The organism is Klebsiella sp. K5-306 (genome assembly GCF_051835185.1).
Lineage (GTDB): Bacteria > Pseudomonadota > Gammaproteobacteria > Enterobacterales > Enterobacteriaceae > Klebsiella > Klebsiella oxytoca.
Genome location: NZ_JAIFJY010000003.1, coordinates 242588 through 265307, shown reverse-complemented (window position 1 = coordinate 265307; position 22720 = coordinate 242588). Strand labels below are relative to the sequence as shown.

At 53.0% G+C, this 22720-nt stretch carries 19 protein-coding genes and 1 tRNA gene; 10 read left to right on the top strand and 10 right to left on the bottom strand.

The features are described 5' to 3' along the window. Positions 1–18: 18 nt before the first annotated feature. Entirely contained in the window at positions 19–951 is a 933-nt protein-coding gene (gene prmB / locus K2184_RS07040) for a 50S ribosomal protein L3 N(5)-glutamine methyltransferase (RefSeq protein ID WP_024274529.1), read from the bottom strand. A gap of 167 nt (positions 952–1118) precedes the next feature. Here prmB and smrB point away from each other — a divergent pair, with 167 nt between their 5' ends. Continuing rightward, positions 1119–1670, top strand: a complete 552-nt coding sequence (gene smrB, locus K2184_RS07035) for an endonuclease SmrB (RefSeq protein ID WP_004104178.1) — start codon at positions 1119–1121, stop codon at positions 1668–1670. Positions 1671–1690: 20 nt separating this feature from the next. Here smrB and sixA read toward each other — a convergent pair whose 3' ends face one another. From sixA to K2184_RS07015, 4 genes are all read right to left on the bottom strand, one after another. Beyond that, positions 1691–2176, bottom strand: a complete 486-nt coding sequence (gene sixA, locus K2184_RS07030) for a phosphohistidine phosphatase SixA (protein ID WP_014230284.1) — start codon at positions 2174–2176, stop codon at positions 1691–1693. Between the two features lie 209 nt (positions 2177–2385). Further along, a complete protein-coding gene (gene fadJ, locus K2184_RS07025) occupies positions 2386–4530 on the bottom strand; it encodes a fatty acid oxidation complex subunit alpha FadJ (protein WP_163525201.1) in 2145 nt (714 codons plus the stop codon). Then, entirely contained in the window at positions 4530–5840 is a 1311-nt protein-coding gene (gene fadI / locus K2184_RS07020) for an acetyl-CoA C-acyltransferase FadI (RefSeq protein WP_023329886.1), read from the bottom strand. Before fadI ends, fadJ begins: the two co-directional genes overlap by 1 nt. 159 nt (positions 5841–5999) lie before the next feature. Beyond that, entirely contained in the window at positions 6000–6284 is a 285-nt protein-coding gene (locus K2184_RS07015) for a YfcZ/YiiS family protein (RefSeq protein ID WP_004114294.1), read from the bottom strand. A gap of 371 nt (positions 6285–6655) precedes the next feature. Between K2184_RS07015 and fadL the strand changes: the two genes are divergently transcribed. Continuing rightward, positions 6656–8020: a long-chain fatty acid transporter FadL gene (gene fadL / locus K2184_RS07010; protein WP_004104187.1), complete on the top strand. Its 1365-nt coding sequence runs from the start codon at positions 6656–6658 to the stop codon at positions 8018–8020. A 62-nt stretch (positions 8021–8082) separates the two neighbouring features. On the opposite strand, the gene mlaA is transcribed toward fadL, so the two are convergent. After that, on the bottom strand, positions 8083–8844 hold the full coding sequence (mlaA, locus tag K2184_RS07005) for a phospholipid-binding lipoprotein MlaA (RefSeq protein ID WP_004104189.1): 762 nt from the start codon (positions 8842–8844) through the stop codon (positions 8083–8085). A gap of 258 nt (positions 8845–9102) precedes the next feature. On the opposite strand from mlaA, the gene K2184_RS07000 reads away from it, so the two are divergent. From K2184_RS07000 to K2184_RS06990, 3 genes are all read left to right on the top strand, one after another. Then, positions 9103–9999 (top strand): formate/nitrite transporter family protein, encoded by an 897-nt coding sequence (locus K2184_RS07000; RefSeq protein ID WP_439237745.1) that lies wholly within the window; start codon positions 9103–9105, stop codon positions 9997–9999. 74 nt (positions 10000–10073) lie between these two features. Next, positions 10074–10145, top strand: a tRNA-Arg gene (locus K2184_RS06995). Positions 10146–10632: 487 nt separating this feature from the next. Then, positions 10633–11502, top strand: coding sequence for a hypothetical protein (locus K2184_RS06990; RefSeq protein ID WP_004114296.1), 870 nt, complete (start codon positions 10633–10635; stop codon positions 11500–11502). A 204-nt stretch (positions 11503–11706) separates the two neighbouring features. Here the strand turns inward: K2184_RS06990 and cynR are convergent, their stop codons facing one another. Then, positions 11707–12612, bottom strand: coding sequence for a transcriptional regulator CynR (gene cynR, locus K2184_RS06985; RefSeq protein ID WP_016809321.1), 906 nt, complete (start codon positions 12610–12612; stop codon positions 11707–11709). Positions 12613–12778: 166 nt separating this feature from the next. Between cynR and K2184_RS06980 the strand changes: the two genes are divergently transcribed. After that, positions 12779–13966: a cyanate transporter gene (locus K2184_RS06980; RefSeq protein ID WP_049127945.1), complete on the top strand. Its 1188-nt coding sequence runs from the start codon at positions 12779–12781 to the stop codon at positions 13964–13966. A gap of 366 nt (positions 13967–14332) precedes the next feature. Continuing rightward, the gene (gene ypdK, locus K2184_RS06975) at positions 14333–14404 is read left to right on the top strand and encodes a membrane protein YpdK (RefSeq protein WP_077777854.1); all 72 of its coding nucleotides are present in this window, start codon (positions 14333–14335) and stop codon (positions 14402–14404) included. 41 nt (positions 14405–14445) lie between these two features. Here the strand turns inward: ypdK and alaC are convergent, their stop codons facing one another. Next, on the bottom strand, positions 14446–15684 hold the full coding sequence (alaC, locus tag K2184_RS06970; RefSeq protein WP_004104296.1) for an alanine transaminase: 1239 nt from the start codon (positions 15682–15684) through the stop codon (positions 14446–14448). Positions 15685–16081: 397 nt separating this feature from the next. On the opposite strand from alaC, the gene K2184_RS06965 reads away from it, so the two are divergent. Next, entirely contained in the window at positions 16082–17761 is a 1680-nt protein-coding gene (locus K2184_RS06965) for a sensor histidine kinase (protein WP_163525199.1), read from the top strand. An 11-nt stretch (positions 17762–17772) separates the two neighbouring features. Beyond that, positions 17773–18510 (top strand): LytR/AlgR family response regulator transcription factor, encoded by a 738-nt coding sequence (locus tag K2184_RS06960; protein ID WP_126489399.1) that lies wholly within the window; start codon positions 17773–17775, stop codon positions 18508–18510. Positions 18511–18553: 43 nt separating this feature from the next. Here the strand turns inward: K2184_RS06960 and glk are convergent, their stop codons facing one another. Then, the gene (gene glk, locus K2184_RS06955) at positions 18554–19519 is read right to left on the bottom strand and encodes a glucokinase (protein WP_004104302.1); all 966 of its coding nucleotides are present in this window, start codon (positions 19517–19519) and stop codon (positions 18554–18556) included. A 262-nt stretch (positions 19520–19781) separates the two neighbouring features. Between glk and K2184_RS06950 the strand changes: the two genes are divergently transcribed. Beyond that, positions 19782–21017, top strand: coding sequence for an ion channel protein (locus tag K2184_RS06950; protein WP_004104303.1), 1236 nt, complete (start codon positions 19782–19784; stop codon positions 21015–21017). Here K2184_RS06950 and K2184_RS06945 read toward each other — a convergent pair. Next, positions 21014–22675 (bottom strand): alpha-keto acid decarboxylase family protein, encoded by a 1662-nt coding sequence (locus tag K2184_RS06945; protein WP_163525170.1) that lies wholly within the window; start codon positions 22673–22675, stop codon positions 21014–21016. The genes K2184_RS06950 and K2184_RS06945 overlap by 4 nt on opposite strands. Positions 22676–22720 lie beyond the last annotated feature (45 nt).

Below are 22720 nucleotides of genomic sequence, written 5' to 3'. Positions count from 1 at the left end.
TTATGTTTGCGTGTTGTTTTAGTCTTTATAGATGCCGAAATGCGCGCGGGCGGCAATCAGCTGCGGTTTAGTCAGCATAAAGACGCCATCGCCGCCGTTTTCAAACTCCAGCCAGGTAAATGGAACGTCAGGATACTGTTCCATCAGATGTACCATGCTGTTGCCGACTTCACAAATCAGGATACCGTCATCGCTGAGATAATCCGGCGCGCAGGCCAGGATCCGCCGAGTTAGCTTCAGGCCATCGCTACCGGACGCCAGGCCGAGAACCGGTTCATGACGATATTCACCCGGCAGGTCGGACATATCTTCTTCATCGACGTACGGCGGATTAGTGACGATCAGATCGTATTGCACCTTCGGCAGGTCGCGGAACAGATCGGAGCGAATTGGCGTCACGTGGTGAATTAAGCCATGGTCTTCTACGTTCTGCTCGGTAACGGCCAGCGCATCAGGGGAAATATCGACCGCATCGACTTCCGCTTCCGGAAAAGCGTAAGCGCAGGCGATAGCGATACAGCCGCTGCCGGTGCACATATCGAGGATGTGCTGCGGATAGTGGTCAATCAGGCCGGAAAAATGGTTATTAATGAGTTCGCCAATCGGCGAGCGCGGCACCAGCACGCGCTCATCGACGTAAAACTCATGTCCGCAGAACCAGGCTTTGTTGGTCAGATAAGCGACCGGAATGCGTTCGTTAATGCGGCGAATCACGCGCTCAACGATGCGGTGTTTCTCACTGGAAGTCAGGCGCGCGGTGCGCATATCTTCCGGAATATCGAGCGGCAGATACAGCGACGGCATCACCAGCTGCACCGCTTCGTCCCACGGGTTGTCGGTACCGTGTCCGTACCAGATATTTGCAGCGCTGAAGCGACTAACCGCCCAACGCAGCATGTCCTGAATGGTATGAAGCTCATTAACGGCTTCATCAACAAAAATTTTATCCACGCTATCCCCCAGGGCACGCTCTGCTATAAATTCGGCGGCTAGTTTGCCACGAAGACGGGGATAAATCAGCATTCTTACGTCACGCTGAGGGGGAAAAAGAGGTTTTCCTTGCCTGGATGCGTGGCGAGTCGGGTAAACTACCGGCAAAGAAAAAATGAGACCAGGTAATGAAAAAGAAAACAACGCTAAGCGAGGAGGATCAGGCATTGTTCCGGCAGCTAATGACCGGCACTCGTCAGATTAAGCAGGACACGATTGTTCACCGTCCGCAGCGCAAAAAAATCGCTGAAGTACCGCCCAAGCGGCTGCTCCAGGAGCAGGCCGATAACAGCCACTACTTTTCTGATGAGTTTCAGCCGTTGCTGAATACCGAAGGATCGGTGAAGTATGTGCGTGCGGACGTCAGCCACTTTGAGCTGAAAAAACTGCGTCGGGGTGATTATTCGCCGGAGCTGTTTCTCGATCTGCACGGTTTGACCCAGCAGCAGGCCAAGCAGGAGCTGGGGGCGTTGATTGCCGCCTGCCGTCGCGAGCACGTATTTTGCGCCTGCGTAATGCACGGGCATGGGAAGCATATTCTCAAACAGCAAACGCCGCTATGGCTGGCTCAGCACCCGCATATCATGGCGTTTCATCAGGCACCAAAAGAGTACGGCGGTGACGCCGCACTGCTGGTACTGATTGAAGTTGAAGAGTGGCAACCGCCGGAGCTTCCGTAAAACGTCGGCTCCGGAGGAAATCAGATAGCTTTCGCCATCTTCAAATTGCAGGGGCTCATTTGCCAGTTGAACTCGCCTTTGCCGCTGGCATCAAGCGTAACGCAGGCAATCGCCGAAGTGGTGAACATCGGGGGAGTTTCCCCCGGGCACAGCTCTGAGACGAGGTACCCCACCAGAGGGAGGTGGGACACGACCAGCGCCGTCGCCACACCTTCATTCGCCAGCGCCTGGAGATAAGCGCTGACCATGCCAACATCGCCGCACGGCGTGAGTTCCGGCATCACGTCGACATCTTTTGGCAGATTCATGCACTCCCCAACGATTTCCAGCGTCTGTTCTGCACGCAGGTAGGGACTGACAAGAACTCGCTCAATATCCACTTTTTGACCTTTCAGCCAGGTTGCCATCTGACGAGACTCATCGCAACCGCAGACGGTTAATGGACGAACCGAGTCACTGGCTGCATCGAGGGCAGCGTCGCCGTGACGCATGATAAAAACTTGCATATTGCACCGCTTTTGTTAACCAGAAGCACCGCGGTCTTACCCACGTAGACGATACGCAGGTGACCCGGTGGCCGGGCATTGTGCCTGATCCATTCAACGAATGAAACGCTGTTTTTTACCTCAATGGCGTAAGTATAGTCAACTATCGCTTACAAAATCGCCAAAGCACTGCGCCATTCACAAACGGATTTACCTTCTTTGACCACAACTTAGGTCGTACGTTCATCAGCGGGCCAAAAGGCCGCCCCCTGCTCGGCCATGTGTAACAAAGTGTCACATGGTGTAAAACGCGGGCCGTATTGTGCGGCCAGACGCTGCAAAATCGCTGCGACTTCCCCCGCACCCAATCTATCCATATAGCGGAACGGGCCGCCAAGGAACGGCGGAAAGCCAATGCCAAACACGGCGCCGATATCGCCATCGCGAGCGTTGCGAATAACCTGCTCATCGAAGCAGCGCGCCGCTTCATTGAGCATCATCATGACGCAGCGTTCCGCCACCTGCTGCGCGGACAAGCGCGCCTGTGGAGAAGCGATACCCAGCAGGTTGTAAATCGCCGGGTCGGGCCGTTTTTTGCTTTTACGCCCTTTTACCGCATAAAGATAGAAACCCCGGTTATTTTTTCTCCCTTTGCGATCGTCATTCAGAATTGCGCTAATGATGTTTGCAGGCGGGCTAAAACGCTCTCCCCATGCCGCCTCCAGAACGGGAATAATTTTAGTGCCGGTATCGATCCCCACTTCATCAAGAAGCTGAATTGGCCCTACCGGAAAGCCAAATTGAATCAACGACTTATCAATGTGATCGATCGGCTCCCCTTCTATTAACAGGCGCATGGCTTCATTAATATAGGGCGCGAGAATTCGGTTAACATAAAATCCGGCTTTATCCGCGACGACAATCGGCGTTTTCCCCTGCAGCTTCGCCAGCTTTACCACCGTGGCAATAGTCTGCCGATCGGTACCACGATGTGGAATCACTTCGACCAGCGGCATTTTTTCTACCGGGCTGAAAAAGTGCAGGCCGATAACCCGCTGCGGTCTGCTCGCTTGCGCCGCGATCTCTGCGATCGGTAAAGACGACGTATTAGAGGCAAAGATCGTCTCCGGGTGGCAGTGTTGTTCCACTTCGCTGACCATTTTCTGCTTGAGCACCAGATCTTCAAATACCGCTTCGATCACCACATCGCGATGGGCAAAGCCCTGGTAATCCAGCGAACCGGTAATCAACCCCATCTGGCGATCGCGCTCGCTGGCGCGCAGATAGCGGCGGCGCACCTGTTTATCGAGCAGATCCCAACTGTATTTCAATGCATGATTTATCCCGCGCGGCTGAATGTCCTTAATGCGGACCGGCAATTCTCCTTTGCATGCGGTGACGTAGGCGATGCCGCCCCCCATCAGTCCTCCGCCAAGAATGCCCACGCTACGCAGCGCGACGGGCTGCGCATCCGCACCGCGATCTTTTTTAAGATCGGTGCTGGCGAAAAAAATCGATCGTAGCGCCTGCGATTGCGGCGTCATCGCCAGCTCGCCAAAAGCGCGGGCTTCTTCTGCGTATCCGCTGCTGCAGCCCTGCGCCAGTCCGGTCTCAATCACCTGCAGAATGCGCTCAGTTGCCGGGTAGTTGCCCTGGGTTTTGTGATGCGTCTTTTTCGCTACCAGACGAAACAGCAGGCTGCGGGCGAGAGGTCCTGCGAGAATACGTTCGCGCGCCGGGACGGTACGGCTTGCCGGACGACCTTTAAGAGCCCGTTCAACTGCGGTTTGTAGCAGGATGGTCTGTGGCACCACTTCATCGACCAGTCCCGCCTTCAGAGCCTGGCGCGGGCGAAGCTGTTTGCCGGTCAGGATCATCTCCAGCGCGCTGCTGACGCCAATTAATCGCGGTAAACGCTGGGTGCCGCCAGAACCTGGCAGCAGGCCCAACTGAACTTCCGGCAGGCCAAGCCGGGTTTTATTATCATCGCTGCATACCCGCCCGTGGCAGGCCAGCGCCAGTTCCAGGCCTCCGCCCAGGCATGCGCCGTGAATTGCGGCGATCACTGGAATGGGGAGCCCGTGGATCTCGGCCATGATTTGCTGCCCCTGACGGGCCAGCGCCTCCGCTTCCTGAGCGGAATGACAGCGGGCAATCATGTTGATATCGGCCCCGGCGATAAAGTTATCCGCTTTTGCGGAAATAAATACCGCGCCGCGCAGTTCTTTATTGTCGCGGAGCTGACGGATAATTCCCCGCACCTCGCTGGCGAACTCAGCTTTCAGGGTGTTCATTTTTTCACCTGGCGCGTCAATGGTGATGACAGCGATATTGTCCGGGCGAACCTCAAGCGTAAATGCCGACACGGTTTCCATCATTCGGCCTCCAGAACCATAGCTGAACCCAACCCACCCGCCGCGCAGGCGGTAACCAGCCCAAACCCTCCGCCGCGACGCTGCAGTTCATGCAGCGTTTGGGTAATCATTCGCGCGCCGGTGGCGGCAAAGGGATGGCCGTAGGCAATCGAACCGCCAAGCACGTTGAATTTGCTCTCATCGACTTCGCCGATAGCCTGCGAGCGGCCAAGCACCTCACGGGCAAATCGATCGCTGGCCATGCATTGCAAATTCGCCAGCGTTTGCGCAGCAAAGGCTTCATGCATATCAATCAGGGTTAAATCGGCCAGCGTCAGCCCGGCTCTTTCCAGCGCCAGCGGCGTCGACCACGCCGGACCCAGCAGCATATCCTGACGAACATCAATCGCGGTAAAAGCGTAGCTGCGCAGGTAGCCCAGCGGTATTAACCTAAGCGCTTTAGCCCGGGATTCGGTCATCAGGATCACCGCCGCCGCCCCATCGGTTAACGGCGTACTGTTAGCGGCGGTCACGCTACCGTGTTTGCGATCGAAGGCCGGACGTAACTTTTGGTAATCTGCCAGCGTTGAATTCTTACGGATGTTGTTATCCTGTTCCAGAGGTTCACGGAACGGCGGCGTGTAGGCAGTCATGACTTCTGCCGTTAATTTCCCTTCCTCCCAGGCCCTCGCCGCAAGCTGGTGCGAACGAAGCGCCAGCGCATCCTGCCGCTCACGCGTGATACCCCACGTTTTCGCCATCTGCTCAGCGGTATCGCCCATCCGCAGACCGGTGGAATATTCGGCAACAGCTGGTGGCACAGGGAGAAGATCGCGGAAACGCAGCCGGGAAAAGAGCTTCAGGCGCTGTCCCAAAGTGCGGGCTTTGTTGGCATCAACAAGCGTTCTGGCAAGTTTTTTGCTCACGCCAATGGGCAATACGGAAGAGGAGTCGGCCCCGCCGGCGATGCCTGCATGAATGGTTCCCGCCATCAGGCTCTCCGCGACGTTGGCCACCGCCTGAAAGCTGGTCGCACAGGCGCGACTGACGCTATAGGCATCAGTATGTACGCTCATACCGGTACCCAGCACAATTTCCCGCGCGATGTTCGGTGCTTCCGGCATCTGTACCACCTGACCAAATACCAGCAGGTCTATTATATCCGCGGGGATATTGCTGCGAGCCAGCATTTCGCCGACCACCAGCTTACCTAAATCAACGGCTGGAACGCCGTGGAAAGCCGTCGCCTGCCGGGCAAACGGCGTACGTAAACCGCTGACGATGGCGATACGATCGCCCTGACGGGTGACTAGCGGTAATGCCTGACTCATAACGCTCCCCTGTTAACCGATAAAACAAAGTGGTCTGACCTGATAACAGTTTTAACTAATATTTTACATTAAGCCAATCGGGGAACAGAAAAAGTGCGAGCCAAAACACATTGATTAGAAAAGATAACGCCCCTGCGAGGAGGAGCGTTTGGGAAGGGATTAACGCAGGCCGAGCTGGAAAATCAGGGTTTCAGCTTCGCAGCTGAACACGAAATCGATATCCAGCTTCACGCCGCCATCAACTTCAGTAAAGGTCGGGGTGATTTTGCACGGCTCCGATTCAACATTACGCGCTCTTTCACTCAATGCGGCAAGCATTTCTTCCGCTTCGGCGCGGTTCGCAAACACGCGGCTATAAGATGCGGTGCAATCGGTGTTGTCCATGATGGTACCAACATCCATACAGCAGCAAACCGGGGTTTCATCAGCACTGCATTTACTCATCGTAGATTTCCTCTGTATATGCACTCAAGGTGCCAGACAAATAATGTGCTTATTTTACGCCCGGGGCATGCCTGCCTCCAGTCGTTAATGGCGACAAAGGAGATAAGTGACCGAAATCACACTTAAAAATGATCCAAAACAAAAAGTGCCTACTTTGGATTGCGGGTACCCCGGCAAATTTGCCAACTGGATCGCGTTTCTTAGATCACAATTGAAAAAACTTATAAACAAACTTGCAACATATCATCTGGTCAGACCTATACTCAGCGCACTGGTCTGATTTCTCTGTCGTAAAGCAGACCCTACACTTCGCGCTCCTGTTACAGCATGTAACATTGTTTAAATAAAAATAACTCTATGAGGTTATGGGCATGAGCCAGAAAACCCGCCTTACCCAATCTGCCCTTGCAGTGGCTGTAGCACTTGTTTCAAGCCAGGCCTGGTCGGCAGGCTTTCAGTTAAACGAATTCTCTTCATCGGGCCTTGGTCGCGCCTATTCAGGTGAAGGAGCTATTGCTGACGATGCTGGAAACGTCAGCCGTAACCCGGCATTGATTATGATGTTCGACCGTCCGACTTTCTCGGGCGGCGCTATTTTTGTCGATCCTGATGTCAACGTCACCGGCAGTTCAGTTATCGGTAATGACGCCAGCCAGGACAATATCGCGCCAACCGCATGGGTACCCAATCTGCACTTTGTGGCGCCGATTAACGACCAGTTTGGCTGGGGGGCTTCTCTGACGTCTAACTATGGTTTAGCCACCGAGTTCAACAATGATTTTGCCGCGGGCTCAATGGGCGGTACAACCGACCTCGAAACCCTCAACCTCAATCTGAGCGGCGCCTATCGTCTCAACGATCACTGGAGCTTTGGTTTAGGCTTTGACGCCGTCTATGCCAGAGCTAAACTAGAGCGCTACGCGGGCGATTTACCGGATATTATCGGCGCGCAGCTACCGGGAATGGTGAAAGCCGGCAAACTCTCTCCGGCCCAGGCCGCGGCAATTGGTCAACAGGCTGGCGGTATCAGCCGCGATACGCAAATCGCTCGTCTGAAGGGTGATGAGTGGGGCTTCGGCTGGAATGCGGGCATTTTATATGAAGTCGATAAAAACAACCGCTACGGCTTAACCTACCGCTCTGAGGTCAAAGTTGATTTTGACGGAGATTATAAGAGCAGTCTGCCGTCATCCCTCAACCCTATTAACTCTGCCCTCGGTCTGGGACTGCCTTACGGCACAGGTGGTTCGACAATCGGCGGTTCTCTGACGTTGAATCTGCCCGAAATGTGGGAAATCTCAGGTTATAACCGCGTAGCGCCAAAATGGGCCGTTCACTACAGCCTGGCTTATACCAGCTGGAGCCAGTTCCAGGAGCTGAAAGCCACCAAAACCAGCGGCGGCGAAACGCTGTTCTATAAAGATGAAGGTTTTAAAGATTCCTATCGTATCGCTCTGGGTACCACCTATTACCATGACGATAACTGGACCTTCCGTACCGGTATCGCCTTTGATGATAGCCCGGTTCCGGCTTCCAATCGTTCCATCTCTATCCCGGATCAGGATCGCCTGTGGCTCAGCGCCGGTACGACTTACGCCTTTAATAAAGATGCTTCCGTCGACGTCGGTGTGTCCTATATGCACGGTCAGCACGTCGAATTTACAGAAGGGCCGTATACCTTTAAATCAGAAGGTAAAGCCTGGCTGTACGGCGCGAACTTTAACTACCGTTTCTAATCAACAGCAGCAACAAAAAAGGGTGAACATCATGTTCACCCTTTTTACTTTCAACCCGACGGTTACTGTGAATCGATATCTTTGAGATCGCCTTCAATCGCCTGAGCGTTGGGGTTCTCATTCGGAGAAAGTTTACCGCCGTTGGCGATAAAATCATGACGCTGGAAGTAAGCTTCACGCATCAGGATATACGGATCGGAGGACTGACGGAGCAAGCCATCGGAATCCAGCAGCTGCGCGCGGGTTTCGACTCCCTCTACCATCCATTTACCAATAGACATCGGCCATGTCAGCCAGGAAAGAACCGGATACAAGTCATCAGCCATATCACCGCCTTCATCACGCAGCGTAAAGCTGCCGTAGAAAGGCAACTGCACATAGGGGCCGTATCCCACACCATAGTGACCCAGGGTGCTACCGAAGCGAGCAGGCTCAACGCGTTGCAGTTTTGGATTCGCCATTCCCGCTACATCAACCAGCCCACCCATCCCGAGGAGTGTGTTCAGGAAGAAACGCGTAAAGTGCACCATACCTTTATAGGGATCGCCCTTCAGGAAGGAGTTCACCATTACCGCAGGTTCTTCAAGGTTGCTGGTAAAATTGCTCAGACCATTACGCGCCGGCTGCGGAACATAATCTCGCCACGCTACGGCAACAGGCCGAAGAACATAAGGATCGACAACATTGTAGTTGAAGTTGAACATGGTTCGGTTAAAACCTTCAAGCGGATCTGAACGCCCCTGCGGTAGATCGCCAGAACCAGAACTGGCGCACCCCACCAGCAATGTGGCGCCAAGCGCAAGCGCCGACAGGCGAAAATTCATAGGTATCTCCCTGTTAATTTTAGCTATCGCTGGGGGTTATCCGAGGACAGCCGCCTCCATTAAGATATCGCCCGTAAGCATGTGCCTGCTTTCAGCATAGCCTTTTTTGGCATCGTTGTTGATGCCCCCGATTCTATACACATTTTGCAATTTCCGTATTGCTAATCTTGTCATTACAAAGAATTTAGGAGCTTATCCACTCCAAATAAACGAAACCGCTCTACGATTATAATAAAGACCAGCCTTTGAGGAAAAGTTATGAAGCCGCAAACTCACCATGATAGTGAAGATGTTGAGGTTGAAAGTGAAGAAAAACAGAATGGTGAAGAAATTGAGGTGGATGAAGAACGCCTGCCTTCACAGGTGATGGCTACGCATGAAGTGATTCGCCAGGAAGGAGAGAAAGAGCTTGAGCGCGATGCCATGGCGCTCCTCTGGTCAGCGATTGCAGCAGGACTCTCAATGGGGGCTTCGCTGGTTGCCAAAGGCATATTCCATGTCCATCTCAGCGAGCTGCCCGGCGGTTTTTTGCTGGAAAATCTCGGCTACACCTTTGGCTTTGTTATCGTCATTCTCGCTCGGCAACAGCTGTTCACCGAGAATACCGTCACCGCCGTCCTGCCGATTATGCATAAACCCACGCTCAGCAATATCGGCCTGCTGTTACGTTTATGGGGTGTTGTACTGGCGGGTAACTTAATTGGAACCGCTATCGCAGCATGGGCGTTCGATGTCATGCCCGTGTTCGATGAACCGACTCGCGAAGCCTTTCTTAAAATCAGCCTGAAGGTGATGCAAAACCCTCCGCTGGAGATGTTTGCCAATGCGATTATCTCCGGTTGGCTGGTCGCAACCATGGTGTGGATGTTTCCCGCCGCAGGCTCCGCGAAAATTATCGTCATCATCCTGATGACCTGGCTTATCGCCCTGGCGGACACTACGCATATTGTGGTGGGCAGCGTCGAGATTTTCTACCTGGTGTTCAACGGCACGCTGCCGTGGCAGGAATTCATCTGGCCGTTCGCGCTCCCGACCCTTGCCGGAAACATCTGCGGTGGGACCTTTATTTTCGCGTTATTAAGCCATGCTCAGATCCGTAATGATATGAGCCACGAGAAGAAAGCCCGTGCGGCTGAAGAGAGAAAAAAGCGCTAAATGGCTATAGATTAAGCAGTTGGGCCGCGCAAGCTTAACGTGCGCCGAAAATAACGCTATAATCCCGGCGCCATGTCCCCTTAGTTAAATGGATATAACGAGCCCCTCCTAAGGGCTAGTTGCAGGTTCGATTCCTGCAGGGGACAATCTGCCTTGTTACATCGGGAAATCTCTGCCTGACACCCCGCCCCCTTTAGAGATATTTTCGTGTTGCAGGCCTGATGCAAGCGATGGCAGCCCGCTGTTCAACCTTCCAGCTACGCTCGTTAACCGGCGTTTATCGAACAGTTTACGTTCTGAGAACTCCCACCTCCAGCTAAAGCACACGATCCCGTATTGTCATTAACGTCGTATACACCTCCGGATTCAATTCACTACATAAATAATTAAATGCAAATCATTCCCTGTAATAATAGCCATCAATTATAACTTTCTATTAGCGATATATTTAATTACTGCAGAAAAAGTGATAGACTGCACGACAGATAACGGTCTGACCCGATTCACCAATTGATATACAACATCATCTCTGATAAATTATTTAGCATGAATTAAACATCATACAATCATCAATACGTAGACAAAATTCAGCTTAAGAAACTCAAAAGCCAACCTATTTTTCATAAGATAATAATGACCATGGAAAGAAAAGAACGGAACATATGGAAACTCAACAACCTTCCGCCACTGGAATATTGTTCAATCTCTCGCGCTCAAAAATTATTAAATTGTGAATTAGAAGATCTGCTTCATTGGCATGATATTGGTGCAATAAGCCTTTGTATCAAATTAGGCAGAACCAACGGAACGTTAAAGAGTGCTATCCGCCATCAGCAGGGCGGCAACAAACCCTATTTTTTTAACACATCAAATATTGATGAATTGAGCAGAAGCGAAAGATCGTGGTCCCCTCACTCCAAAATAAACAAAATTTTTAGATTCAATGAAAGTGAACCGAACCTGGATGCCCAATATGGAACGCCTGTTACCCAGTTAAAACTCCGGGTTTCCGTATCTGGCCTGTGGTACAGCCACACGAGGAATTTAACGGAAGTACTAGAAAACCCCGATAGCATCATTACTGAACAGCGGATCAGCATAATTTCACCGGCAAGAAACGTCCTCTTCTGTCACTTCACCCCCGATGAGGATGAGAAGCCAACCATCACGATGAATAAGCTTTACATCACTAATCAGGCGATTGAGAAAATTTATGAGCATACCATCAGCAGCCGCCCTCTGGAATTTGCAGAAAAACCGCTAAATATAATTGAGGATAAAGAGGTGCATAATCCCTCAATTATTCTTCAAAATAAACTGCTCATTGAATTCATCAATCACATCATTCAAGCCAACCCACACTTTGGTGATAATATTCTAAACGCAACGGAAAACAATAAAAATAAAATATTCAATATCGCAATGGATAGACTAAGGGCAGAAGGCGTGGTCTCCAGCTACGGCAGCATTAATCTCCCGGCATCAGAATACACGCTCAAATGACTAACCGTGAATTTAAACATTAGAATAAAAACCCTTTCTGGCGCCATGAAGCGGTGGCGCATACCACCGTTTTAAACGTCAAATGGCCTTCAATATAATTTCAGATATGAACCTGACTTCATAATAAGACCATACTTTATGAATTACCAGTCTGCTAATAAGTCATTTCATATAAACATAAATCAACATAACAACAAAGCTCGCTTATTCAGTATCTGTAAGACCTTCTCTGATCTTCATCGCAGCCCGATGCGCCATCAGTATAAATTCGCGGGCCGCGGCGCTTTGCCAGGCGCCCTTTCGCTGTAGCAGACATGCGGTTCTCGCGAGTAACGGTGGGGTGAGTTCAATGGCAGTGAGATCGTCACGCGCCAGAATAATGGACGCCGGAAGCAGGGTTGCCAGCGATGTGCGTTCTACCACGGCCAGGAGAGCGCTAATCGAGTTAGCCTCCATCTGAACTTTCGGTTGAATATCACGCTGCCGGCAGTAACGTTCGATTTGCTGGCGAGTCGCGAAAGCGCGACTGAGCAGAATCAGAGATTCCTGACTGAGCGCAGCCAGCTTGACGCGATCGGCCGTCGCCAGAGGGTGACGCCGGCCTACCACCAGCGCCAGGGTTTCCGAAAGCAGCGGCTGATAAACAATATCTCGCGCATCGTTGCCTTCAAAAGCAATGCCGATATCGAGCTCATCATTGAGCAACATGGCCTCCATTCGCTCCTGGGTCATCTCTTGCAAATCCAGCGTAATATTTGGGTAACGTTGATAGAACGAAGCCACCAGCGGCCCCACAAAGTAAGTCGTAAAGGTAGGCATCATCGCAATACGTAGCGAACCGCGCTGCAGGTCCTCCACATCATGAAGCGCACGCTGCCCCTCAGCGAGCTCCTGCCGCGCCCTGTGCGCGTACGTCAACCACACCTTCCCGGCATCCGTCAGACAAGTATGACGCCCGCTGCGATCAAAAAGCCGTACGCCCAGAGACTCCTCCAGCTGGCGAATCTGTTGCGATAAAGCCGGCTGCGAAATATGCAGTATCGCTGCGGCCCGCGTAAAACTACCTTGTTCAGCAACGGCAATGAAGTAATTGAGATGTCGCAGCAACATGAATTCACTCATAAGCAATTCAAATGAACTCAATCATAAATAAGTATTTTAACTTATCAAACAACAGGCGTACTCTCCCTGCGCCTTTTGACTGATAGCCCCAGGAGATCGCAATGAATTCCCCCCATCCTTACTTCAGCGCTCAACACGCCACGGTCACCCGGCAATGAATCAGACGCAACGTAACGGCGCCATGCTGCTGGTGTTGGTGCTTATCGGAATGAATATGCGTCCGCTGCTGACATCGCCAGGCCCGCTCCTTCCCCAGATACAGCAGGCAAGTGGTATGAGCTTCACGCTTGCCTCCCTGCTCACTGCGCTCCCGGTGATCGCGATGGGTCTGCTGGCGCTTGCCGGCGGCTGGATTAACAGCCGATTCAGCGAACGTCAAAGTATCGCCTTCAGTCTGTTAATCATCGCCGCCGGAGCTTTACTTCGCGAACTGGCGCCGCAGAGCGCGCTATTACTCAGCAGCGCGCTTCTTGGCGGGATCGGCATTGGTATTATCCAGGCGCTCATTCCTGCGGTAATAAAACGCCTGTTTCATCGTCGGACGCCTCAGGTGATGGGACTCTGGTCAGCGGCGCTGATGGGCGGTGGCGGTCTGGGAGCCGCATTTACGCCGTGGCTGGCGCAGCACAGCGCTATCTGGTATCACGCGCTTGCGTGGTGGGCGCTACCCGCAGCGACAGCGCTCCTTTGCTGGTGGCCGCTAAGCAGAACGTTACCTGTCCAGACGCCATCGACAATACAGCTCTCTGTTTTTCGCCATCGTCGAGCGTGGATACTTAGCCTCTATTTTGGTTTGATAAACGGCGGTTACGCCAGTTTGATCGCCTGGCTGCCACCCTACTATATGCAGTCAGGCTATAGCGCGCAGTTTAGCGGTACCCTTTTGGCGTTAATGACCGTCGGCCAGACTGGCGGAGCGCTACTTCTGCCTGTTCTGGCCAGGCATGAAGATCGGCGAAAGCTTCTGATGCTGGCGCTGGCGCTGCAGCTCATCGGCTTCTGCGGCTTTATCTGGCTACCGCAGCAGCTACCGCTTGCCTGGGCTATCTGCTGCGGTATTGGACTTGGCGGCGCGTTTCCGCTCTGCCTGGTACTGGCGCTCGATCACGCGAAGCACCCCGCTATCGCGGGTCGCCTGGTGGCCTTTATGCAAGGAGTGGGCTTTATTATTGCAGGCATTTCCCCCTGGCTTTCAGGGCTGCTGCGGAGCTTAAACGGCAATTTCCTTCCGGGCTGGATGTTTCACGCCGCCTGCGTCCTGGCGTTAATGATCCTCACATTGCGTTTTGCCCCGGCACGCTATCCGCAAGAGTGGCAACATCAGAACTCTGCCACTCGCTAAACCCGTCGAATCCTCTTACGGGATGGTTACCCTATCCCGTATTCAGGCAGAAAAAAGCCCAAAATCAATTAACTATATCCCTACAAAAACCATTGTTAACGACCGTCGCCAGAATGAAATTTAATACCGAATGAAATTAATGTGTCGCCGAATCACGACACTCGTAAGTAACTAAAAATTAATAAAAAAATGGCTCTTGTTTCCCTCATTTTTTAGGCGTACATTAGCGCCATCTGGAGCCGTTTACGCTCAGAATTTACAGCTACCGCCGGCTAAAAAAGTGTCGTTTTAGTTAGCGATAGCTGAGCAGGCAATGAAGAGCAAATTCATGTAAGGCGTCTCGCCGAGAGCGCGGAGTGATGAGTCGTGAAATATTTCTTAATGGGCATTTCTTTTATGGTCATCGTTTGGGCCGGTACTTTCGCCCTGATGATCTAGCTTTAACGGTGTTAAAAAAAGGAGCCTCTCGGCTCCTTTTTTTATTCGTTGCTTTCGCTGGTTAACTTAGCCGCTGCCGGAAGCAGCCCGTCGGCGCGGAACATTGATTTAATACCGCGTACGGCCTGGCGGATACGATCGCGGTTTTCGATTAAAGCGAAGCGTACGTGAGTATCACCGTAATCACCAAAACCGATGCCGGGTGAAACGCAGACTTTAGCATCCTGCAGCAGCTTTTTAGCAAACTCCAGGGACCCCATGGCCGCGTACTGCTCAGGGATCTTAGCCCATACGTACATCGAGGCCTTCGGGCACTCCACCATCCAGCCCGCCTCATGTAACCCTTTCACCAGCACGTCCCGGCGGCGTTTGTACTGTTCGGCGATGTCGCGAACGCACTGCTGATCGCCTTCAAGCGCAGCAATAGCCGCAACCTGCAGAGGAGTGAAAGTGCCGTAATCGTGGTAGCTTTTAATGCGCGCCAGCGCATTAACCAACGTTTTGTTACCCACCATAAAGCCAATACGCCAGCCTGCCATATTGTAGCTTTTTGAGAGCGTAAAGAATTCGACGGCCACATCGCGCGCGCCGGGAACCTGCATAATAGAAGGCGCTTTCCAACCGTCATACACAATATCGGCGTAAGCCAAATCGTGCACGACCAGTACGTCATAACGCTTCGCCAGCGCGACGACTTTCTCGAAAAACTCCAGTTCAACGCACTGCGCCGTCGGGTTGGATGGAAAACCGAGGATCATCATTTTCGGCTTCGGATAGCTCTCACGAATAGCGCGCTCAAGCTCGTTGAAAAAATCCACGCCTTCAACGAGGGGAACTGAACGAACCTGAGCTCCGGCAATCACCGCACCGTAAATATGAATTGGATAGCTGGGATTCGGCACCAGCACGGTGTCGCCATGGTCAAGCGTCGCCAGCATCAGATGCGCCAGCCCCTCCTTTGAACCGATGGTCACAATCGCTTCTGATTCCGGATCGATCTCTACGTCATAGCGATCCTGATACCAGCGAGAAATCGCCCGGCGCAGTCGCGGGATGCCGCGAGAGGTGGAATAACCGTGCGTATCGGGGCGCTGGGCAACGGTACATAGCTTTTCAACGATATGCGGCGGCGTCGCGCCATCGGGGTTACCCATGCTGAAGTCAATAATATCTTCGCCGCGGCGTCGCGCAGCCATTTTGAGTTCGGCAGTAATATTAAAAACGTACGGGGGGAGACGATCGATACGCGTAAAACGGCGTTCAGGACTGAATTCAGCCATAGATTCCTCGGATTAACGTTAGCGCCCGGACCGTCCGAGCGACGCGGCTGCAACCGCAGCACGTTTAGAAAATAACCCGAATATTTTCTTCCTGTCGAGAGGTGGATTAAAAAAAATTTTTCACGCTAAAAACGGGCATCATTTCAGCTAAATACGGCAGAAAGAAGCATCCTGGATATCATACTCTTCATTAAATTTAACATCTTGATATCTTTAACTTTACGCAAAAAGCACCGCCTGCGCAGACGCTATTGAAACTCAGCGCATCGCCATTAATCCCCTTTTATTTATGTGACTTTTCCTCATTCCTCTCTTCGGCTGGTCTTCTGCGACGAGGTTTTCTATCATATTGCTTTCTCGCGATTAACACGGCGCACACATGCACGAAATATTTACTATGCTGCTGGCGGTTTTTGACCGCGCGGCATTAATGCTGATTTGTCTCTTTTTTCTCATTCGCCTGCGCCTGTTTCGTGAACTTCTGCATAAATCCGCGCACACGCCAAAAGAGCTGCTGGCCGTTACCGCCATTTTCTCCCTGTTTGCCCTTTTCAGTACCTGGTCCGGCGTACCGGTCGAAGGTTCACTGGTCAACGTGCGTATTATCGCAGTCATGTCCGGCGGGATCCTCTTCGGCCCCTGGGTAGGCGCGATAGTGGGCGTCATTGCCGGCGTACATCGCTATCTAATCGATATTGATGGCGTCACCGCCATCCCCTGCTTTATCACCAGCATTGTCGCCGGTCTACTCTCCGGGTTAATCAGTCGTAACGTCCCTAAAGCGCAGCGCTGGAAAGCGGGGATCCTCGCCGGGATGCTGTGCGAAACCTTAACCATGATACTTGTGGTGGCGTGGGCTCCATCGTTCTCGCTGGGGATAGATATCGTGTCAAAAATCGGTATTCCGATGATCCTTGGCAGCGTATGCATCGGTTTTATCGTTTTGCTGGTGCAGAGCGTTGAAGGGGAAAAGGAGGCCAGCGCCGCGCGTCAGGCGAAACTGGCGCTCGACATCGCTAACAAAACGCTCCCCTTGTTTCGCCACGTCAATAGCGAGTCCCTGCGTCAGGTATGCGATATTATCCGCCGCGATATTAATGCCGATGCCGTCGCCATTACCAATACTCAACATGTGATGGCCTACGTCGGCGTCGGGGAAATCAACTACCGGGATAACGACGACTTTATCAGCCCGACAACGCAACAGGCGATTCGCTATGGAAAAATCATTATTAAAAACAATGACGAAGCTCATCGGACGCCGGAAATACACTCTATGCTGGTCATTCCTCTATGGGAAAAAGGTATCGTCACCGGTACGTTAAAAATCTATTATTGCCACGCTCACCGCATAACCTCATCGCTACAGGAAATGGCGATTGGCCTGTCGCAAATCATCTCGACTCAGCTGGAGGTCTCCCGCGCAGAGCAGCTTCGTGAAATGGCTAATAAAGCCGAACTGCGCGCACTGCAAAGCAAAATTAACCCCCACTTTTTATTCAATGCCCTGAACGCGATTTCGTCGTCGATTCGCATGAATCCGGACACCGCGCGCCAGTTAATTTTTAATCTGTCGCGCTATCTCCGCTACAACATTGAATTAAAAGATGATGAACAAATAGACATCAAAAGGGAGCTGTATCAAATCAAGGATTACATCGCCATTGAACAGGCTCGCTTCGGCGACAAGCTGACGGTGATTTATGATATTGATGATGAAGTCAGCTTTATGATCCCCAGCCTGCTTATTCAGCCGCTGGTGGAGAATGCGATTGTCCACGGGATTCAGCCTTGTAAAGGTAAAGGGGTGGTGACCATCGGCATTAATGAGTGCGGAAATCGGGTACGAATTAGCGTTCGCGATACGGGGAACGGTATTGACCCTGCGGTAGTGGCGAGAGTCGAGGCTAACGAAATGCCGGGAAATAAAATTGGCCTGCTCAATGTTCATCATCGGGTCAAGCTGCTGTACGGCGAAGGCCTGCATATCCGACGCCTGACGCCAGGGACCGAAATCGCCTTCTATGTGCCTCACCAGCACGCGCCCCAGGCGGCCAGGGAGTCGCTGCTGTCATGAGCGGAGATAAAATGAAAGTCATCATTGTTGAAGATGAGTTCCTCGCGCAGCAAGAGCTCACATGGTTGATTAACACCCATAGCGAGATGGAGATTGTCGGCACCTTTGACGACGGGCTGGACGTACTGAAGTTTTTACAACACAACAAAGTCGACGCCATTTTTCTCGACATCAATATTCCTTCGCTGGATGGCGTACTACTGGCGCAAAATATCAGCCAGTTCGCGCATAAGCCCTTTGTTGTATTTATTACCGCGTGGAAAGAACATGCGGTGGAAGCCTTTGAGCTGGAAGCCTTTGATTACATCCTGAAGCCCTATCAGGAGTCGCGCATCATTAATATGCTGCAAAAGCTGACCAGCGCCTGGCAGCAGCAGCAGCAGCCGAGCGCCGGTGCGATGCCTAATCCGGCCAGGGAAAATGACACCATTAACCTGATTAAAGATGAGCGGATTATCGTCACCAGCATCCACGATATTTACTATGCGGAAGCGCATGAAAAGATGACTTTTGTTTATACCCGAAGAGAGTCATTTGTGATGCCGATGAATATTACGGAGTTCTGCAACAAGCTACCGACGGCGCACTTTTTCCGCTGTCACCGCTCGTACTGCGTCAACCTGAACAAAATTCGCGAAATCGAACCCTGGTTTAACAACACCTATATTCTGCGGCTTCGCGATCTGGAGTTCCAGGTTCCGGTCAGCCGCAGCAAGGTCAAAGAGTTTCGCCAGCTCATGCATCTGTAGGAAAGTTACCCGGATAAGCGATTTATCCGGGTTAACGTCAGGATTAAAGAACCTGTCCCAGAGTCTGACGCAGGTGGGCTCCGGATCCCAGTAGCCCCGGATTGTCGTGGACGATCAGATAGACCGGGATATCCTGCACGAAGGCTTTAAACCGACCTTTATCTTCAAAACCGCCGCGAAAACCTGAAGCTTTAAAGAAATCGAGGAAGCGCGGCACAATGCCGCCAGCGATATACACGCCGCCAAAAGTACCGAGCGTCAGCGCCAGGTTACCGCCAAAGCGGCCCATAATGACGCAAAATAGCGATAGCGCGCGACGGCAATCGATGCAGGTATCGGCCAGCGCACGTTCAGTCACATCCTTAGGCTGCAGATTTTCCGGCAGACGCCCGTCAGATTTAACGATCGCATGATAAAGGTTCACCAATCCGGGCCCTGAAAGTACGCGCTCGGCGGAGACGTGACCCAGCTCGGTACGCAGCTCTTCCAGAATAATGCCTTCCTCTTCGCTGTTAGGCGCAAAATCCACGTGCCCGCCCTCTCCCGGCAGGCTCACCCAGCGCTTATCGACATGAACCAGATGAGCAACGCCCAACCCGGTACCTGCGCCATAGACGGCTATCGGCTTGCCTTCAATCGGCTTCGCGCCGCCAAACTGAATCAGATGTTCGGCTTTCAACATCGGGATCGCCATCGACACCGCCGTGAAATCATTAATGATTTCCAGATGCGAGAACCCCAGATTTTTTTTCATCTCGGCGATAGAAAATGCCCAGGTGTGGTTGGTCATCGCCACCCAATCGCCGGTAATGGGACAGGCGATGGCTATACAGCCGTCCTCAACCTTGACGTTATGCTCTTCCAGATAGACCTGAACAACAGCTTCAAGACTGGGATAATCGAGCCCGGAATAGGTCTTTGCACGGGAGATCTCCCCGCTTGCCAGATCGCACAACGCCAGACGAGCATTCGTTCCGCCTACGTCCCCTACTAAAGCAAATTTTGTCATTCCGTTACGGCTCCGCTAAAGTCAAAATAATTCTTTTGGCACACTCTAAATTCATGAAGCGCTAACAACAACGACCAACGCATAAGCGCCCCTGGTTTAGCGATCTGCGTCACAATTGAACTGAAATTCATGAAAAATTGAGCATCCTGGCGCTTACAATTTTCAGGTTGCATCATTACTTTATCGTTTCAGCACCATTTGCGTCGACGCTCTTTACGAGTCCATGCAAATTAGTGCCCAGGATACTCAGAAGGATATTTTCATGCTGCACCCACGCGCCAGAACCATGCTCCTATTATCGATACCCGCAGTCGTCATTGGTATTGCTTGCAGTCTGGTTTTAATCGTGGCGATGAAAATAGCCGCCGTTTTGCAAAATATCCTGTGGACCAGCCTGCCTGCGAGCGTAGGCATCAATGCCGATGGCCCTTTGTGGACGATGGCTATTCTCACCGGAACCGGCATCGCCGTTGGGCTGATCGTGCGCTTTAGTCCCGGGCACGCGGGACCGGACCCGGCAACAGAGTCGCTGATAGGCGCACCGGTCAGCACCAGCGCGCTGCCGGGTCTGCTTGCGGCGCTGATAGTGGGTCTGGCGGGCGGCGTTAGCCTGGGGCCGGAACATCCTATTATGGTCGTGAATATCGCCCTGGCGGCTGCGGTGGGCAGTCGCCTGTTTCCACGCATTACCCCTCTGGACTGGACGATTCTCGCCGCCTCCGGCACCATCGGCGCGCTATTCGGCACTCCGGTCGCGGCGGCGTTGATATTTTCGCAAACGCTGAACGGCAGCAACGATGTTCCCCTGTGGGACAAGCTATTTGCTCCGCTGCTTGCGGCGGCAGCGGGTTCCCTGACCACCAGCCTGTTTTTTCACCCCCATTTTTCGCTACCGCTGCCTTATCTGTCGGAGTTGCGCTTCGTCGACATTATTAGCGGCGCCATCGTGACGCTTATCGCGATTGCCGTTGGCATGGTCGCCGTCTGGTGCCTGCCGCGTCTACACACGCTGATGCATCGTCTGAAAAATCCTGTGCTTACGCTGGGCGTCGGCGGGTTTTTATTAGGGATTCTGGGCGTCATCGGCGGGCATATCACGCTATTTAAAGGCCTTGATGAGATGCAGCAGTTGCCGGTAAGCCTGACGCTTGGCGCCAATGATTACCTGCTTATTGCCGTGATCAAGCTTGCGGCGCTGATACTTGCCGCCGCCTGCGGTTTTCGCGGCGGGCGTATTTTTCCTGCCGTGTTCGTCGGCGTCGCGCTCGGTCTGATGCTGCATGCCCACGTTCCCGCCGTACCGGCAGCCATCACGGTTTCCTGCGCTATCCTCGGCCTGACGCTGGTAGTGACGCGTGATGGCTGGCTGAGCCTGTTTATGGCGGCGGTGGTCGTGTCGGATACCACGCTACTGCCGCTACTGTGCATTGTTATGCTTCCGGCCTGGCTGCTGCTGGCCGGAAAGCCGTTGATGATTGCCAGAAAGAATAGCGATTAAACGCGGCTGTTCCTCTCTTCCAGCGCCTGAGTGACCGTGCGCAGAAAGTCGGGGATATCCATTTTGGGCAGCATCACCTCTACCAGCGTCAGTCTGTCTGAGGCGACGCTGCTGTTCATCGCTTCTCTCAGCTCATGCGTGCGAGTCACGCGCCAGCATCGGGACGGGACATCGGGAGCAAAAGCATCAGGCAGACGATTCCAGTCCCAGAGCGCAATATCGTTATACCGCTGCTCGGGGCCGTGAATCGCGCGCTCCACCGTATAGCCTTCGTTATTGAGCAACAGAATCAGCGGACGTTGCTTATCCCTGAGCATCGATCCCAGTTCCTGAATAGTTAACTGCGCTGCGCCATCGCCGACAATCAGCACGACCCTTCTGTCCGCCGCTGCTATTTGCGCCCCGTAGGCTGCCGGAAGGGTGAAACCTATCGATCCCCATAGCGGCTGGACAATCAGCGTTGCGTCAGTGGGCAGCTTAAGCGCGGCGGCGCCAAAAGCCGCGGTTCCCTGATCGGCAAGAATAATGTCTCCCGGGCGGAGCTGTTCCTGCACCGTACTCCAGAAGTTTTTCTGCGTCAGGCTTCCTTCAGGCGCGCCGCTCACCCCGGGCGCCTGAATATTCGGCGGCACCCATTCCCCCGCCAGACTTGCGGAGAGCTCGATGACTATTTCGAGCGCCTTATCCATCGGAACCCGGCTGAACCAATGGTCGCCCACCCGAACGGCAAACGGCTGGATTTCAATCGTTTTTTCCTGCGGCAGATGCTGGGTAAAGCCCGCGGTAATGGTGTCGGTCAAACGGGTGCCGATACAAATAATGGTGTCAGCGTTTTCAATGGCCTCGCGGGTTTCCTCTGCGCTCGCAATCCCGCTGTAAGTGCCAACAAAACCGCTTTGTTGCTCATCAAAAAGCCCTTTGCCCATTAACATCGTGGCGCAGGAGACGGGCACGCTGGCGACCCATTTTCGGAGAACATTTTGTAGCCCATAGCGCTGAGCAAGAAAATCAGCCAGCAGCGATACGCGACGACGACTTCTGAGCATCCGCTCCGCGTGCTCGCGGAATCCCGCCAGCTGGTTCTCATCGGCAGGCAGACTCGGAATAAGCAAAGGATGTGCAGGGGGTGTCGCTTTTGCCTTCGCCACATCGGCAGGCAGCATCAAATAACCGGGGCGATGATGGGTGAGCATCTCGCAGAGTACGCGGTCGATTTCATGGCAGGCATTTCCCGCCGCCAGTACCGCCTGAGAGCAGGTAATCTGCTCGCTCATGCGCGAGAAGTGGCTGAAATCACCGTCGCCCAGCGTATGGTGCAGCAGCTCGCCGCGCTGCTGCGCGCCGGTTGAGGGGGCGCCGACAATATGCAGAACCGGAACATGTTCGGCGTAGCTGCCGGCAATACCGTTAAGCGCGCTCAGTTCGCCGACGCCGTAGGTGGTCAACAGCGCGCCTGCGCCTTTGATACGCGCATAGCCATCAGCGGCGTAGGCCGCGTTGAGCTCGTTAGCGCAACCTACCCACCCTAAATTCTGCTGCGCAATAACGCTATCGAGAAACTGTAAATTGTAATCACCAGGTACGCCAAACAAGCGGTCTATGCCGCAATCTACGAGACGATCCAGCAGATAATCGCCAATGGTATAAGTCGGTTGCATATCCTTACTCTCCTCTCGTGCAGGTAAGTTGAGTATTGAATAAGC